Annotated in this window: 13 protein-coding genes and 1 pseudogene; 6 read left to right on the forward strand and 8 right to left on the reverse strand. The window is 74.5% G+C overall.

Features of this window, described 5'->3' with window-relative positions:
• Together ACFRQN_RS35235 and ACFRQN_RS35240 are read left to right on the forward strand one after the other, a co-directional pair.
• Positions 1–573 (forward strand): annotated as a pseudogene (locus tag ACFRQN_RS35235) (glycoside hydrolase); the annotation flags it as partial.
• 330 nt (positions 574–903) lie between these two features.
• Complete coding sequence (locus ACFRQN_RS35240) at positions 904–1,815, forward strand: aminoglycoside phosphotransferase family protein (RefSeq protein WP_380744551.1); 912 nt, start codon at positions 904–906, stop codon at positions 1,813–1,815.
• Between the two features lie 17 nt (positions 1,816–1,832).
• Here the strand turns inward: ACFRQN_RS35240 and ACFRQN_RS35245 are convergent, their stop codons facing one another.
• The 5 genes from ACFRQN_RS35245 to ACFRQN_RS35265 all read right to left on the reverse strand — a co-directional run bounded on the left by ACFRQN_RS35245 (position 1,833) and on the right by ACFRQN_RS35265 (position 7,199).
• Positions 1,833–2,510, reverse strand: a complete 678-nt coding sequence (locus ACFRQN_RS35245) for a response regulator transcription factor (protein WP_049649771.1) — start codon at positions 2,508–2,510, stop codon at positions 1,833–1,835.
• Positions 2,507–3,742, reverse strand: a complete 1,236-nt coding sequence (locus ACFRQN_RS35250; protein ID WP_380744575.1) for a sensor histidine kinase — start codon at positions 3,740–3,742, stop codon at positions 2,507–2,509. The genes ACFRQN_RS35245 and ACFRQN_RS35250 overlap by 4 nt, the downstream gene beginning before the upstream one ends.
• Positions 3,743–3,901: 159 nt before the next feature.
• Positions 3,902–4,750 carry an ABC transporter permease gene (locus tag ACFRQN_RS35255; protein ID WP_117485935.1) on the reverse strand — a complete coding sequence of 283 codons (849 nt, stop codon included), beginning with the start codon at positions 4,748–4,750 and terminating at the stop codon, positions 3,902–3,904.
• Positions 4,747–5,691, reverse strand: coding sequence for an ABC transporter ATP-binding protein (locus ACFRQN_RS35260; protein WP_380744555.1), 945 nt, complete (start codon positions 5,689–5,691; stop codon positions 4,747–4,749). The genes ACFRQN_RS35255 and ACFRQN_RS35260 overlap by 4 nt, the downstream gene beginning before the upstream one ends.
• Positions 5,692–5,879: 188 nt before the next feature.
• Positions 5,880–7,199, reverse strand: coding sequence for a cryptochrome/photolyase family protein (locus ACFRQN_RS35265; RefSeq protein WP_380744557.1), 1,320 nt, complete (start codon positions 7,197–7,199; stop codon positions 5,880–5,882).
• 145 nt (positions 7,200–7,344) lie between these two features.
• On the opposite strand from ACFRQN_RS35265, the gene ACFRQN_RS35270 reads away from it, so the two are divergent.
• Positions 7,345–8,328 carry an aldo/keto reductase gene (locus ACFRQN_RS35270; RefSeq protein WP_380744560.1) on the forward strand — a complete coding sequence of 328 codons (984 nt, stop codon included), beginning with the start codon at positions 7,345–7,347 and terminating at the stop codon, positions 8,326–8,328.
• Positions 8,329–8,367: 39 nt separating this feature from the next.
• Here ACFRQN_RS35270 and ACFRQN_RS35275 read toward each other — a convergent pair whose 3' ends face one another.
• The 3 genes from ACFRQN_RS35275 to ACFRQN_RS35285 all read right to left on the reverse strand — a co-directional run bounded on the left by ACFRQN_RS35275 (position 8,368) and on the right by ACFRQN_RS35285 (position 11,367).
• The gene (locus ACFRQN_RS35275; RefSeq protein ID WP_380744562.1) at positions 8,368–9,063 is read right to left on the reverse strand and encodes a DedA family protein; all 696 of its coding nucleotides are present in this window, start codon (positions 9,061–9,063) and stop codon (positions 8,368–8,370) included.
• A gap of 203 nt (positions 9,064–9,266) precedes the next feature.
• A complete protein-coding gene (locus ACFRQN_RS35280) occupies positions 9,267–10,115 on the reverse strand; it encodes an alpha/beta fold hydrolase (RefSeq protein WP_380744565.1) in 849 nt (282 codons plus the stop codon).
• A gap of 22 nt (positions 10,116–10,137) precedes the next feature.
• Entirely contained in the window at positions 10,138–11,367 is a 1,230-nt protein-coding gene (locus ACFRQN_RS35285; RefSeq protein WP_380744567.1) for a saccharopine dehydrogenase family protein, read from the reverse strand.
• Between the two features lie 84 nt (positions 11,368–11,451).
• On the opposite strand from ACFRQN_RS35285, the gene ACFRQN_RS35290 reads away from it, so the two are divergent.
• The 3 genes from ACFRQN_RS35290 to ACFRQN_RS35300 all read left to right on the forward strand — a co-directional run bounded on the left by ACFRQN_RS35290 (position 11,452) and on the right by ACFRQN_RS35300 (position 14,949).
• Complete coding sequence (locus ACFRQN_RS35290; RefSeq protein ID WP_380744569.1) at positions 11,452–13,077, forward strand: flavin-containing monooxygenase; 1,626 nt, start codon at positions 11,452–11,454, stop codon at positions 13,075–13,077.
• A complete protein-coding gene (locus ACFRQN_RS35295; protein WP_380744571.1) occupies positions 13,074–13,622 on the forward strand; it encodes a hypothetical protein in 549 nt (182 codons plus the stop codon). The genes ACFRQN_RS35290 and ACFRQN_RS35295 overlap by 4 nt, the downstream gene beginning before the upstream one ends.
• A 103-nt stretch (positions 13,623–13,725) precedes the next feature.
• On the forward strand, positions 13,726–14,949 hold the full coding sequence (locus tag ACFRQN_RS35300) for a GNAT family N-acetyltransferase (RefSeq protein ID WP_380744573.1): 1,224 nt from the start codon (positions 13,726–13,728) through the stop codon (positions 14,947–14,949).
• Positions 14,950–14,981: the final 32 nt, after the last annotated feature.

The raw sequence follows: 14,981 nt of genomic DNA on the forward strand, positions 1-14,981 counted from the left end.
GGCGCCGGACAGTCCCCGGTGCCCCTGGTGAACTGGACCGCGCTCAGCGCCGGCCTGTTCGACGACAACCGCTCCGCCTACCTCAAGACCCGGCCGGACTGGGACCCGCGCGCGCTCAAGGCCTCCTGCCCGGACGGCACCCGGCTGATCGGCCTCAGCCACGGCGGCGACAACGGCCTGTGCACGGACGTCACGAAGCCGGACCTCTGGGACGCCGGCCACGCGTACGTCGTCGACCACGGCGGCACCTACGTGACCACCGACTGGGCACCCGGCTACGCCAAGGCCCAGTGCCCGGCCGGCTCCGTCCTCACCGGCTACAGCCGCAACGGCCGCACCATGGGCGCGCTCTGCGCCAAGTCCGCGGCCCCGCTGGGGACATCGACCCGCACGCTCTGGTTCGACAAGGGCGACAACCGCCCCACCGCGGCCGCCGGCGGCGACTTCTCCTACGGCTTCGCCAAGGGCCAGTGCGCCAACGACGAGGTCGCCGCGGGCCTGGCCTACACCCAGCCCTGGTGGCAGCTCTGGGCGGCCCGCCCCTACGCGCTGCTCTGCCAGAAGCTCGCCTGACGGTGAGGACGTGACGTGGTGATGCCCGCCGGGGCCATCACCACGTCACACCGCCGTTCCGTGGACAACCGCCCCGTGGTGACACGGGGCGGTTGTCCTGTGTCCGGGGCGGGCGCGACCATCACGGTGATCGACATGTGCGGCAAGGTGGCGCTCGCCGAGCACTCCGAGGTGTGGCCGCCGAACCGCCTCACCGCCGTCCCGGGGCGGTGGTGATGCCCGAACCGGAGACGGTGTCCTGACGGGTTGTCGAACCTGTGTCGGGTGGGTTCTACTCGCGTGGAGCGAGCGTCCGTCCGCTCACGCCAGAGCCTGCCAAGGGGGTACCTGTTGAACGATGTTCCGGATCTCGGGCCGATGCCCCGGCGGGTCACCGTCAGTGCCGAACAGGCGGGGCGGCTCGTGGCCGAGCAGTTCCCGCAGTGGGCCGCACTGCCTGTGACGGCTGTGGAGAACGGCGGCTGGGACAACCGGACCTTCCACCTGGGCGAGGACATGGTGCTCCGCCTGCCCAGCGCGGAGGAGTACGCCCTGGCCGTGGAGAAGGAGCACCGTTGGCTGCCCGAGCTGGCATCGGCTCTCCCGCTGCCGATCCCGGTGCCGCTGGCGAAGGGGAGTCCTGGTGCGGCCTACCCGTTCGCGTGGTCGGTCTACGGGTGGATCGACGGCACGCCCGCGACGTTCGAGTCGGTCGTCGATCCGATCGGCTTCGCCGGGGGCCTGGCCGACTTCGTCGCCGCGTTGCGGGGCGTCGATGCCTCGGAAGGGCCGCAGCCCGGCAAGCACAACTGGTTCCGTGGCGCGACGCTGCGGACGTACGAGGCGCAGGCGCTCGGTGCGCTGGACGGGCTGCGCGGCCACGTCGACGTCGCGTCGGCACACGAGCTGTGGGCTCAGGCGCTCGCGGCGCGGTGGGACGGGGCCGACGTCTGGTTCCACGGCGACCTCGCCAAGGGAAACCTGCTCCTTGAGGACGGACGGCTCGCCGCCGTCATCGACTTCGGTACGTGTGGCGTGGGGGACCCGGCTTGCGACCTCGCGATCGCGTGGACCCTGCTCTCGGCCGACGGCCGCGACCTGTTCCGGAAGCGGCTGGGCGTCGACGACGCCACGTGGGCGCGCGGACGCGGCTGGGCGCTGTGGAAGACGCTCGTCTCGTGCGCCAACAGCCTGGGCGAGGACGGCGCTGACGCCCGTGACACGCGCCGCGTGCTCTCGGGGATCCTCGCCGATCGAGGCTGAGGGGCCGTAGGCAGCCGTCAGACGGGCGGGTTGGGGCGGGTGAGCCCGCGGTCGTAGGCGAAGATCACGGCTTGGACGCGGTCGCGGGCGCCGATCTTGGCCATCACGCGGCTGACGTGGGTCTTGACGGTCGACTCGGCGAGCACGAGGCGGCTCGCGATCTCGTTGTTGCTCCAGCCCTGGGCGACGGCGACGAGGATCTCGCGCTCGCGGTCGGTGAGGGCGTTCAGCCGGCTGTCCTCGACGGGGGCGGCGCCCGGCGGCCGGGTCGGCAGGTGGTGGGCGTACGCGTCGAGGAGGCGCCGGGTGATGGCGGGGGCGACGACGGCGTCGCCGACCGCGACGGCGCGGATCCCGGAGAGCAGCTCCTCGGGGCGGGCGTCCTTGAGGAGGAAGCCGCTGGCGCCGGCCCGCAGGGCGGAGTGGGCGTACTCGTCGAGGTCGAAGGTGGTCAGGACGAGGACGCGGGAGCGGCCGCCGGTGGCGACGATCCGGCGGGTGGCCTCGATGCCGTCCATGCCGGGCATGCGGATGTCCATGAGGACGACGTCGGGCCGCAGGTCGGCGGTGAGCCGGACGGCCTCGGCGCCGTGGGCGGCCTCGCCGACGACCTCGGTGTCGGGTTGGCTCTCCAGCAGCATGCGGAAGCCGTACCGCTGCAAGGGCTGGTCGTCCACGATGAGGAGGGTGGTCACGCGGGGCCGCCTGTCGGGTCGGGGGTGAGGTCGAGTACGGCCTCCACGGTCCATCCTGCCCCGGGCCCGGGGCCCGCCGTGACGGTGCCGCCGTACAGGGCCGCGCGTTCCCGTATGCCGGCGAGGCCGTGGCCCTCGCGGGGCGGCCGGCCGGGGGCGGACGGCGGAGGGCCGTCGGGCGGGCCGCTGTCCCGTACGCGCACCCGCAGCCGGTCGTCCCCGGAGGTGAGGGTGACGTGGGCCCGGGTGCCGGGGCCGGCGTGCTTCAGGGTGTTGGTGAGCGACTCCTGGACGATGCGGTAGGCCATCAGCTGGACCCCGCGGTCGAGGGCGTCGAGGTCCCCGGCGGCCGTGTACACCACCTGGGGCCCGGCCGCGCGGATGCGGGCGCACAGCCCGTCGACGTCGGCGATGCCCGGCTGCGGGGTGAGTTCGGCGTCCTCGCCCTGGTCGCGCAGGACGCCGAGCATCCGCCGCAGCTCGCCGAGCGCCTGGCGGCTGGTGTCGCCGATCAGCAGCAGCGCCTCGCGTCCGCGTTCGGGGGAGGCCTCGGCCGCGTAGGCGCCGCCGTCGGCGAGGGTGACGATGACGGACAGGTTGTGGCCGATGATGTCGTGCATCTCCCGGGCGACCCTGGTGCGCTCGGTGACGGCGGCCAGCCGGCTGCGCTGGTCGCGCTCGATCTCCAGCCGGGCCGCGCGTTCCCGCAGCCCGGCGAGCTGGGCGCGGCGGATCCGCACCGCGATGCCGAGGGCGACGGCCGCCGTCGCGGCGCTGAACAGGAAGAACAGCGCGTCGCCGACGGGCAGCCCGGAGGACACCTCCGCGGCGACCAGGGTGCTCGCCGCGGCCATGGCCGCGCACGCCCAGGCCAGGTGCCGCAGGCTCCCGTGCAGGGCCAGGCTGTAGAGGGCGACGAGCAGGGCGGCGTCGGCCCGCAGTGCCGCGCCCGTGGACCACTGGACGACGAAGACGGTCATGATGGCCGCGAACGCCGCCGTCGGGCGCCGCCGGCGCCAGAGCAGGGGCAGGACGAGGCCGGCCTGGAGGGCGAGGGTCGCGGCCAGGGGCAGCCGGGTGAAGTGGATCCGGTGCTCGCGCGCGTGGTCGGCGTCGCCGTGGAGGAGGTCCGGGAGGCCGAACGCCAGGAGGACCACGACGACCACGGCGGTGTCCAGGACCCACGGGTGGGCGCGGTCGGCCTGCCGGACCCGCTGGCCCAGGCGGGCCAGGCGCGCGAAGGCCGGGTGGGAGGGGAGCGGGTCTGGCGCGGGCGGCGGCGCGGACGGGACCGGTCCCCGGCTGTCGAGGTGGCTCACGGTCGTCACCTGTCGTACGAGGGAGGGGCGGGGCTGCGGCACCCGGTGGACCGGGTGCCGCACCGGAGTCTCTCAGACGTCGCTGCGCACGAGTCGCACCGCTGCGCCGGCCAGGGCGAGCACCGTCCACAGGAGGAAGACCGCCAGCCCGGCGGCGGGCGACAGGGTGGTCGAGTCGTGGTGCAGGGCGAACATCGCCTCGCCCGCGTGGCTGGGCAGGTACGGGCTGATGTGGCTCTGCCAGGAGGTGGGGAGCAGCGAGACGAGGCCGGGGACCAGCATCAGGGTGGCCACCAGGACGGAGATGCCGCCGGCCACGGAGCGCAGCAGCGCGCCCAGGGCGACGCCGATCACGCCGACGAGGGCGAGGTAGAGGCCCGCGCCGAGCAGTCCGCGGACGGCGCCGGCGCTGGAGAGGTCCATCGCCACGCGGGTGCCGGACAGGATGCCGCTGTCGGTGAGGAAGGCGACGAACACGCCGACGGTGCCGAGCAGCAGGGCGATCACCCCGTACACGGCGGCCTTGGACCAGAGGACCGGCAGGCGGCGCGGCACGGCGGCCAGGGTGGAGCGGATCATGCCGGTCGAGTACTCGCCGGCGGCGATCAGCACGCCGAGGACGCCGAGCGCGAGCTGGGCGAAGTTGGTGCCGAACAGGGACAGGCTCAGGGCGGTGGCATCGGAGAAGTCCCGGTCCAGGTGCCGGCCGGAGTCGAGCCTGGACTTGAACTGGACGGCGGCGATCAGGCCGAACGCGACCAGGAACAGCAGGGCCAGGCCGAGGGTGATCCAGGTGGAGCGCAGGGACCACAGCTTGGCCCACTCCGAGCGGAGCACGCGCGCGGCGGTGACCTTGTAGACGGGGCGCTCGGGCCCGGGGCCGGCGGGCGTGGCGGTCTGGCTCGGTGCGAGGGTGCTCATGCCGCGCTCCTCGGGGTCTCGACAGTGGCAGTGGTGGTGGCGCCGTGGTACTCGACGGCGTCCCGGGTCAGGTCCATGAACGCCTGCTCCAGGGAGACCGTGCGGGTGGCGAGTTCGAACAGGGCGATGCCGTGCGAGGCGGCGGTCAGGCCGATCTCGCGGGCGGTGCGGCCGGTGACGAGGAGTTCCTCGGAGCCGGAGCGGCCGGAGATCTCCACGCCGGGGCCGGCGAGCAGGGTGCGCAGCCGGGCCGGGTCGGCGCTGGCCACCGTGACGGCGTCGCCGCCGGCCTCGCGGACCAGCTCCTGGACGGTGGTGTCGGCCAGCAGGCGGCCCCGTCCGACGATGATCAGGTGGTCGGCGACGAGGGCGACCTCGCTCATCAGGTGGGAGGAGACGAAGACGGTGCGGCCCTCGGCGGCGAGCGAGGTGAGGAGGTTGCGGATCCACAGGACGCCCTCGGGGTCGAGCCCGTTGACCGGCTCGTCGAGCATCACCGTCGCCGGGTCGCCCAGCAGGGCGGCGGCGATCCCCAGCCGCTGGCCCATGCCGAGCGAGAACGCCCCGGCCCGCTTCCGCGCCACCGACCGCAGGCCGGTCAGCTCGATCACCTCGTCGACGCGGCGGCGCGGGATGCCGTGGGTGTGGGCCTGCGCCATCAGGTGGTTGAACGCCGAGCGGCCGGGGTGGATCGACCTGGCCTCCAGCAGTGCGCCGACCTCCTGGAGCGGGGCGGCGTGCTCGGCGTAGCGGCGGCCGTTGACGCGCACCGAGCCGCCGGTCGGCGCGTCCAGTCCGACGATCATCCGCATGGTGGTGGACTTTCCCGCCCCGTTGGGCCCGAGGAAGCCGGTGACCGTACCCGGCCGGACCGTGAAGTCCAGCCGATCGACGGCGGTCTTCTCCCCGTACCGCTTCGTCAGCTGGTGCGCCTCGATCATCGCTCACCCTCAACGTTCGTGGGCCGGGTCGTCCCGGCCGCCGGTACCTTCCACGCTAGGTTCGACGGCGCGGCGATCCGTGGTACCCGGGGCCGATCATCGCCGGGGCCGTAGTACCGGGGTACCGTGCGCCCGTCCGCCTCCTGGCTCAGCCCGCCCGCCGTCGCGCTCGGTCCGGGCTATGAAACTCAGTCCAGGCCCCGCCCCCGGCGGAACCGTTCGGTGAGGGCGTCCGGGGCGATGAGCGGCGCCGGGTAGTCGGCGCCGTGCAGCCAGGGGCGGTGGACGGCCGGGCCGGGCAGGTGGGCGAGCTCGGGGACCCAGCGGCGGACGTACGCGCCGTCCGGGTCGTAGCGGTCGGCCTGGCGCAGCGGGTTGAGCACCCGGTTGGGGCGGGTGTCGGTGCCGGTGCCGGCGACCCACTGCCAGTTGAGCTGGTTGTCGGCCACGTCCCCGTCGACCAGCAGCGACAGGAAGTGGGCGGCCCCGATCCGCCAGTCCAGGTACAGGGACTTGGTGAGGAAGCTTGCCGTCAGCAGGCGGGCGCGGTTGTGCATCCAGCCCTCCTCGGCGAGCTGGCGCATCCCGGCGTCGACGATCGGGTAGCCGGTGCGGCCCTGCCGCCAGGCCTCGGCCTCGCGCTCGTCCCGGTGCCAGTGGTCGTCCCTGTCCCGGTAGTCGCGGTGGGCGGCGTCCGGGCGGGCGGCGAGCACCTGGTGGTGGAAGTCGCGCCAGGCGAGCTGCCGGACGAAGGCCTGCGCGCCCTCGCCGTCGTGCCGCAGGGCGCGCTCGACGAGTTCGGTGGCGGACAGGCAGCCGAAGTGCAGGTACGGGGAGAGCCGGGAGGTGGCGTCGGCGGCGAGGTCGTCGTGCACCCGCGCGTACGCGTCGACGTCCCAGCGCCGCCACCGCCGCCGGGCCGCCGTCTCGCCGCCGGGCGGCAGCGCGGGCGAGAGCGGCCCGGTGGGCTGGAGGCGCTCGCCGCCGATGCCGTCCGGGGTGTCGAGCGTCCGGGGCGCGCCCAGCACCGTGCGGTGGGGCGTCTGCTGCCAGGCGCGGTGGTACGGGGTGAAGACCGCGTAGTGGTCGCGGCCGGCCGGGGTGATCCGGCCCGCCGGGACGACCGTCAGCGAGGCGTCGTGGACGTGCAGGCGGTCGCCGAACACCTCGCGCAACCGTTCCTCCCGCCGGTGCGCGAAGGCGCTGACGCCCGCGGCGACGTGCACGGTGGCGGCACCGGCCTCGGCGGCGACCCTGGCCGTCTGCTCGGCGGGTTCGCCGCGGCGCACGACCAGCCGGGAGCCGATCCGGCGCAGCGAGGCGTCCAGGTCGGCGAGGCAGTCGGCCAGGAAGGCCAGCCGGTTGGGCGCGGCGAACCCGGCGCCCTCGACGGCGGGGTCCAGGACGAACAGCGGGACGACCCGGTCGGCCGCGGCGCGGGCGGCGTGCAGCACGGGGTTGTCGTGCAGCCGCAGGTCCTGGGTGAACAGGGCGATCGATACGGTCACGGGTGGGCCTCGCAGGTGGTGCCGACGTCGGTGTCCCCAGCTTTCCACCCGGACGTCCGGAGCCGTCGGCGGTGCGACGCGGTACGACGGTGTGCCCACTGTGCGGCGTGGTGCGCTGGGGTCGCCGCGTGAGAGGCTCGCCCCCATGGAACAGCGCGTACTCGGCCGGACCGGCCGCCCCGTCTCGATCGTCGGACTCGGCACCTGGCAGCTCGGTGCGGACTGGGGGGATGTCCGGGAGGAGGACGCCCTCGCCGTGCTGGAGGCCTCGGTGGAGGCCGGTGTCACCCTCTTCGACACCGCCGATGTCTACGGCGACGGCCGCAGCGAGCGGCTGATCGGCCGCTTCCTGAAGGACCGCCCGGACGCCGGGGTGTTCGTCGCCACCAAGTTCGGCCGCCGGGTCGAGCAGCGGCCCGAGCACTACAACCTCGCCAACTTCCGTGCGTGGGCCGACCGTTCGCGGGACAACCTGGGGGTGGACCGGCTCGACCTGGTGCAGCTGCACTGCCCGCCGACGCCGGTCTACTCCTCGGACGAGGTGTTCGACGCCATGGACACCCTGGTGGCGGAGGAGCGGATCGCCTCGTACGGGGTGAGCGTGGAGACCTGTGCCGAGGCGCTGACCGCGATCGCGCGCCCGAACGTCGCGAGCGTGCAGATCATCCTGAACGCGTTCCGGCTCAAGCCGTTGGAGCAGGTGCTGCCCGCCGCCGAGGCGGCCGGGGTGGGCATCCTCGCCCGGGTGCCGCTGGCCTCGGGGCTGCTGTCCGGCCGGTACGACGAGCACACCGTCTTCGCGGCGGACGACCACCGCACGTACAACCGGCACGGCGAGTCCTTCGACCAGGGGGAGACCTTCTCCGGGGTGGACTTCGCGACGGGCGTCGAGGCGGCGGCGGAGTTCGCCGGGTTCGCGCCCGAGGGGGTGAGCTCGGCGCAGGCGGCGCTGCGCTGGGTCACCCAGCAGCCGGGGGTGACGACGGTGATCCCCGGGGCGCGCAACGTGGCGCAGGCCCGGGCCAACGCGGCGGCCGCCGACTCGGCGCCGCTCCCGCCGGCCACCCTGGCCGCCGTGCGCGAGCTGTACGACCGGCGGATCCGGGCGCAGGTGCACGGCCGCTGGTGACCGGAAGCAGCGGCGGGCGCCGGTGAGGGGGTGGCGGCGTCAGGGCCGTCCGCCCCGCTGCCCGCTGTCCCGTCGCTCTTCCGCCCGCCGCTCTCCGTCCCGTTGGGCCCGGGCCGGCGTGCGGTCGCCCTCCCCGGACCCGCGTCGGCGCAGGAACCACCAGACGGCGAGGGAGACGACGACGAACGTGCCGATCACCAGGGCGAGGACCCGGCCGACGGTGCCCTCGACCCGGGCGTAGGCGGCTCCGGCGAAGTAGCCGAGCAGGGTGAACCCGACGCCCCAGAGGAGCCCGCCGAGGGCGTTGAACAGGACGAAGCGGCGGTAGGGCATCCGGGACATGCCGGCCAGGGTGGGCACCATGGCGCGGAAGAAGGCGACGAACCGGCCGAAGAAGACGGCGGCCGGCCCGCGCCGGCGGATCAGCTCCTGCGCCTGGTCGACCCGGTTCGCGTGGCGCCGCATCGGGCGGGTGTCGAGGATCCTCGGGCCGAGGTGGCGGCCGATCTCGTAGCCGGCGGTGTCGCCGAGGACGGCCGCGCAGACCACGGCCAGGACGAGCCAGCCGACCGGGGCCCTGCCCTGGTGGGCGAGGAACCCGCCGAGGACGGCGGCGGTCTCGCCGGGGAGGAAGAAGCTGAAGAAGAGGGCGTCCTCGGCGAACACGAGGGCCGCGACGACCACGCACACGACCGGGCCGGACAGGCCGCTCAGCCAGTCGGTGATCGAGTGCATCGGCCACCCCGTTCGGGATCGGCGCCCCTCTCCGCTCCAATGTAGTGCCTGCCGCCCGTCGGGGGCGCGGGGCGAGGTCGGCCGTCATGGCCGCCCCGATCCGGACCGGGGCGGCCACGTGGCCTACCGGTAGGCGGGTACCGGGCGGTCCGGGGCCGGGACCCGCGCGTCGCACCCGCCGCCGAGCCCTCGCGCGGCGCGCTTCACAGGTCGTTCCAGAACGAGCCGAGCAGGCCGGCCGTCTCCTCGGCGCGCTCGATCTGCGGCAGGTGACCGGTCCGCGGGAAGAGGTGGGTACGTGCCCGGGGCAGCGCGGACGCGGCGTTGACGAGATGGCGGGCGGGGAGGATGCGGTCGTGGGTCCCCCAGACGACCAGCGTCGGGATGTCGAGCGCCGAGACCTCCGTCAGCAGCTCCGTCCGCCAGCCGGGACGTACGCCGCGCCAGGAACCGAGCTCGCGGGCCACTTGCCGCAGCGTGCGGGCGGCTCCTTCGCGGCGGGCGAGGGCGAGTGCGGCGGCTGTCCGTTCGGGGGTCGCGAAGGCCGGATCGTGGAAGAGGGAACGCTCCGCGAACTGTGCGTTCCCCTCGGTGGGGCGCAGGAGCAGCCGCCAGAGCAGCGGCGGGTCGAGGACCCGCAGCGCCCAGGTGACCTCGCGGCCGAACCCGGCGCTGTTGAGCAGTGCCAGCGAGGACACGCGCGCGGGGGCCTGGACGGCGAGCCGCATCGCGATGGCACCGCCGAGGGAGTTGCCGACCACGTGGACGGCGGAGGTGAGGCCGAGTCGGTCGAGTGCCCGCTCGACGTGCCCGGCCAGCGAGGGGAGCCGGCAGTCCGGCAGGGGCTGGGACCGGCCGAACCCCGGGACGTCGATCGCGATGAGCCGGTGGCCGGGCAGGGCCGCCTGGAGCGGTGCCCAGTCCGCCAGACTGCGGTCCAGACCGTGCAGCAGGAGCACCGGGGGGCCGCTGCCCGTCGCGGCGTAGCGGACGGTGCGTCCCGCGACGTCGATGACGTCGGTGGGGGGTGTGGTGGCCGTCTCTGGTGGCATGTTCTGTCTCCTGGGCCGCGGTTCACGGGGTCGGGGTCACGTCGATGACCACGCCGTCGCGGGGGCCGTCGTCGCCGGGAAGGTCGGGCACGTGGCGTGCCAGGTCGAGGAAGAAGCGGTCGGCGTCGATGGCCGTCTCCGGCGGGTGGACGCCGGGGCGGCCACCGGTGCCGTCCAGCAGTTGCGCGAGCCCCAGTGCCAGGGGCAGGCCGGTCGCCTCCGCCATGTCGTCGATCAGCGCCGAGGCGCCGGGCGTGTCGGCGAGCCGGGCCAGGACGGTGACGCGGCGGCCGTCGCGGGTGCCCGTGGCGGCGGCGAAGAACGGGGGCAGTGACCCGGGTCCCTTGCGGGTCATGGCACCCGCGGTGGCCCGCAGCGCGCGGCCCACCGTGGGCTTGGCGAGTGCGGCCGCCGCGGTCTCGTTGGTGAGTCTTCCGGCGTCGATGTCGCGGCGCAGGACGTCGAGGTAGGCGAGCGTGCCCGGGGTGACGACCATGAGGTTGGCGGCCTCGCCGGCCGGTCGGAAGCTGCGGTGCAGGGTGACCGGCTCGGGGTGGCCGACGGTGTAGGCCGTGCCGGTGCGTCCGGCGGACACGGAGAGCGCGACCGGCTGGAGCGGCCGCCGGTGGACGAGCCGTCCGCCGCTGACCATCGCGACCTTCCCGCTGATCTGCTCCATCCAGTGCACGGCGGCCGCGCTGGGGCGCCCGTCGGGGTCGCTGAGCTGCTCGTCGTCCCCACCGCTGCCGGAGACGTCGACGGGCCAGGCGGTGTACAGGTCCTGGACCTGGTCCAGGTGCCGGACGGCACGTGTGGCCAGCAGATTGCTGACACCGGGGCTGGCGCCCATGCCCACCACCGCACGGACCCCGGCGGCCCGGGCCTCCTCGTCCAGGCCGAGCATCCGCAGGGTCGGCTCCCAGTCGTCGCAGATGTCCAGGTAGTGGGTGCCGGTCGCGATCGCGGCCCGCAGCACGGTCAGGCCGAAGCGGTAGTACGGGCCGACGGTGTTGAGGACGGCGTCCGCGCCCTCCAGGGCGGCGTGCAGGGCGCGGCCGTCGGTGACGTCCACCGTCAGCGCCCGCATCGGCGCGCCACCCGTGCCGCCCTCGTCGAGCCGGCGCACCAGGGTCCGGGCCGCCTCCGGGTTCCGGTCGGCCACGACGATCTCGGTGACGCCGGTGAGTCCGGCGGCCACGCGTACCGCCACGGCGCCCATCGCTCCGGGGCCTCCGAGAGCCAGAATCCTCATTCGCCACTCCATCTATCGTGAGAGTTACGATCGTTATGTCTACGATAGCATTCAGTTCGAACAGTCTTCGGCCGGAGGGGAACCATGACCGACCCGCACACCACGAGCCCGGCCCCGCGCGAAGCGGCCGGCGCCTCACCCGGACACGTGTCCGTCGTCATCGTCGGCGCGGGATTCGCGGGCCTCGGCACGGCCATCCGGCTGCTGCGGGAGGGCCACCGCGACCTGCTGGTCCTGGAGCGGGCCGACGAGGTCGGCGGCACCTGGCGGGACAACGCCTATCCCGGCTGCGCCTGTGACGTGCCCTCGCGCCTGTACTCGTTCTCGTTCGCACCCAACCCCGCCTGGAGCAGGCGCTTCGCGCCCCAGGAGGAGATCGACCGGTACCTGAAGCACTGCGTCGGCCGGTACGGCCTGGCGCCCCACCTGCGGCTCGGCTGCGAACTGCGCCGCGCCACCTGGGACGCCGAGCGGCTGCGCTGGGAGCTGGACACCGGCGCCGGACCGCTCAGCGCCGGGCTGCTGGTGATGGCCCAAGGGCCCCTCTCGGAGCCGGCCGTCCCCGCGCTGCCCGGCCTGGCCGGCTTCACCGGGGAGGCGTTCCACTCCGCCGGGTGGCGGCACGACCTGGACCTGTCGGCCAAGCGGGTGGGCGTGATCGGCACCGGCGCGAGCGCCGTCCAGTTCGTCCCCCACCTGCAGCGCACGGCCCGGCAGGTGACCGTCTTCCAGCGCACTCCGTCATGGATCGCCCCGCGCCGGGACCGGCCGGTACCGGCGTGGCAGCACCGCCTGTTCCAGCTGTCCCCGACGGCGCAGCGACTGGCGCGGGGCTGGGAGTACCTGGCACGGGAGGCGACGCTGCCGGCCCTGCTCGGCAACCGCGCCATGTCCGAGCTGGGGCGCCGGGAGGCCCTGGCCCACCTGCACCGCCAGGTCGAGGACCCCGACCTGCGGTCCAAGCTGACCCCGGACTACGCGCTGGGCTGCAAGCGGGTCCTGCTCTCCGACGACTACTACCCGGCACTGGTGCAACCCAACGTCCGCGTCGTCACCGACCCGATCGCGAGCATCGGACCGGACACGGTCCTCACCACCCCGCGCGGAGGCACTCCGGCCGCGTCCGCCGGCACCGCGTCTGCCGGCACCGCGCATCCGGTGGACGTCCTGGTCTTCGGAACCGGATTCCGGGTCACCGACGCCTCCTACGCGAAGCACGTCATCGGTGGTGACGGACGGTCCCTGGACGAGGTCTGGCAGGGCAGCCCGCAGGCACACCTCGGCACGACCGTCGCGGGATTCCCCAACCTGTTCCTGATGGCGGGACCCAACACGGGCGTGGGACACACCAGCCTCATCCACATGATCGAGTCGCAGATCAACTACCTCCTCAGCACCCTGCGGCTGATGCGGAGCCGCGGTCTGGGCTCCGTGGACGTGCGCGCGGAGGCGCAGCACGCGTACAACGCCGAGCTGCAGGAGCGGATGGCCCCCACGGTCTGGGCCGCGGGCGGCTGTTCCGGCTGGTACCAGGACCGTACGGGCCGTGTCACCACCATCTGGCCCGCGTCGACCTGGCGGTTCCGCCGTCGGACCCGGGCCATCGACCCGGACGAGTACGTCCTGACGGCGCCGCGCGTCGCCCCGGACCGGTCCGGCTCCGACGGGCCCGTCCGCGCGGGCGCCGGTGAAGCGCAGCCGGGGTCATGACGGGTTCGCACCGCCGCCGGGCGAACGGCTGCGCCCGCGGCCACCGGAGACTCCTGTCCTGGGAGACGCCGGTGGCCGCGCCCCGTACCCCCGCCGCCCGGCTCGTCGCCTTCGAGGCGTCGAGCACCCTGCTCTTCGCGGTGCCGATGCTGGTGGTCACCACGTCAGGCCGGCCCAGCGTGCCCGAATGGGCCCAGTTGCTGGGGCTCGCCCTGCTCCTCACGATGATCGCGGCGCTGGTGCACACGTGTCGGCTGACCACCGCCGAGGGGCTGCGGCTGGTCACCGGTGGGGCTGCCGGGCAGGGCGAGCGGGCGGCCGGGCGGCTGCGCCAACAGGCCGGAGCGGAGCGGCGGTTGGCTTGGCTGCTGGTCCTGTATCCGGCGGTGCTGGCGGTCCTGCTGCCCGTCCCCGACACCTGGGTGCGTTTCTGGTTCTGGTCCACGGTGCTGCTCGGCCTGTCCGCGATGCTCTCGCTCGGCTCGCTGCTGCGCGGCGCGGGCCACCCGGACCGCCGGCACGGAGGGACTTCCGACGCCCCCTGATCCGACGCCCCCTAATTCGGTTGACCCGGTCGCGCGGCCGCGGTGAACTTCGGGGGGCGCCAAACGAAGTGGCGCCGGCAACACGGGGAGGCAGCAGCACCACATGGAGATCCGTTCCACGACCGACCAGGACCTCGACGCGTTCGTCGCCACCTTCCACACCGCGCTGGGGCGCTTCTCGGACGCCCCCGGCGCGGACGGCGGCGGGGTCTGGTGGGCCGCGACCGAGATGGACCGCAACCTGCTCGCCGTGGCGGCGGACGGGCGGCCCGTCGGCACCGCCGGTGCGTACACCTTCGAACTCACCCTGCCCGGGCAGGTCGTCGTCCCGACCTCCGGGGTGACGGCCGTCGGCGTCCTGCCCACCCACCGGCGCCAGGGCGTGCTCACCGCGATGATGCGGCACCAGCTCGCCGAGCTGCGGGGCCGGGGAGAGTTCCTGTCGGTGCTGCTGGCCTCCGAGGCCGGGATCTACGGCCGGTTCGGCTACGGCCCGGCGACGTACACCCAGCGGCTGACGGTGCAGCGCCACCAGGCCGCCTTCGCCGCGCCCCGGTCGGCGCGGTCGGCGGCCGGGGCTCAGGCGGGCGGCTCGGTCGAGCTGTTCAAGCGGGCCGACTGCGGGCGGATCCTCGAGGAGGTCTACGACCGCTACCGCCGCGCCCAGCCCGGCGCGCTGTCCCGGCCGCGCCGCTGGTGGGAGCTGGGCGCGGGCCAGGTGCCGACCGCCCCGACGGCGCGCCACGTCGCCGTCCACCGCGGCGCCGACGGAACGCCGGACGGGTACGCCAGCTACTCGATGGACGGGGACACCCTGACGGTCGACGAGACCATCGCCGTCGACGACGCCGGCTACACCGACCTCGCCCGGTTCGTGCTCGGCCACGACCTGGCCGCCCAGGTCGTGCTCAAGCACGTCCCGGCGGAGCACCCGCTGCGCTGGCAGCTGGAGGACTTCCGCGCCGTCCAGCCGGGCGGCGAGACGGACTGGCTCTGGGTACGGCTGCTGGACGTCCCGCGCGCGCTGACCTCGCGCGGCTGGTTCACGGACGGCGAGCTCGTCCTGGACGTCGACGACCCGTTCCTCGGCGAGCACCACCGCCACCTGCTGACCGTCCGGGACGGGAAGGCCGAGTGCGTCCCGACCGACCGGGAGCCGGACCTCTCCCTGGACATCCGGGACTTGGGCGCGGTCTACCTCGGCGGCACCGCCCCGAGCGCGCTCGTCCGGGCCGGGCACGTCCTGGCCCACCGCCCCGGCGCGGCCGCCCTCGCCGACGCCCTGTTCCGCGCCGAGCGCACGCCGCACTGCCTGCACTGGTTCTGATCCGGCAGCCGCCACCCGCGACAGACACCGAA

Source organism: Kitasatospora sp. NPDC056800 (assembly GCF_042789775.1).
Lineage (GTDB): Bacteria > Actinomycetota > Actinomycetes > Streptomycetales > Streptomycetaceae > Kitasatospora.

Excerpts from the sequence above, each read along its gene's own strand:
- ACFRQN_RS35255 (WP_117485935.1), bottom strand. The coding sequence starts at position 4,750 with ATGAGCACCCTCGCACCGAGCCAGACCGCCACGCCCGCCGGCCCCGGG.
- ACFRQN_RS35260 (WP_380744555.1), bottom strand. The coding sequence starts at position 5,691 with ATGATCGAGGCGCACCAGCTGACGAAGCGGTACGGGGAGAAGACCGCC.
- ACFRQN_RS35270 (WP_380744560.1), top strand. The coding sequence starts at position 7,345 with ATGGAACAGCGCGTACTCGGCCGGACCGGCCGCCCCGTCTCGATCGTC.
- ACFRQN_RS35275 (WP_380744562.1), bottom strand. The coding sequence starts at position 9,063 with ATGCACTCGATCACCGACTGGCTGAGCGGCCTGTCCGGCCCGGTCGTG.
- ACFRQN_RS35280 (WP_380744565.1), bottom strand. The coding sequence starts at position 10,115 with ATGCCACCAGAGACGGCCACCACACCCCCCACCGACGTCATCGACGTC.
- ACFRQN_RS35285 (WP_380744567.1), bottom strand. The coding sequence starts at position 11,367 with ATGAGGATTCTGGCTCTCGGAGGCCCCGGAGCGATGGGCGCCGTGGCG.
- ACFRQN_RS35290 (WP_380744569.1), top strand. The coding sequence starts at position 11,452 with ATGACCGACCCGCACACCACGAGCCCGGCCCCGCGCGAAGCGGCCGGC.
- ACFRQN_RS35295 (WP_380744571.1), top strand. The coding sequence starts at position 13,074 with ATGACGGGTTCGCACCGCCGCCGGGCGAACGGCTGCGCCCGCGGCCAC.
- ACFRQN_RS35300 (WP_380744573.1), top strand. The coding sequence starts at position 13,726 with ATGGAGATCCGTTCCACGACCGACCAGGACCTCGACGCGTTCGTCGCC.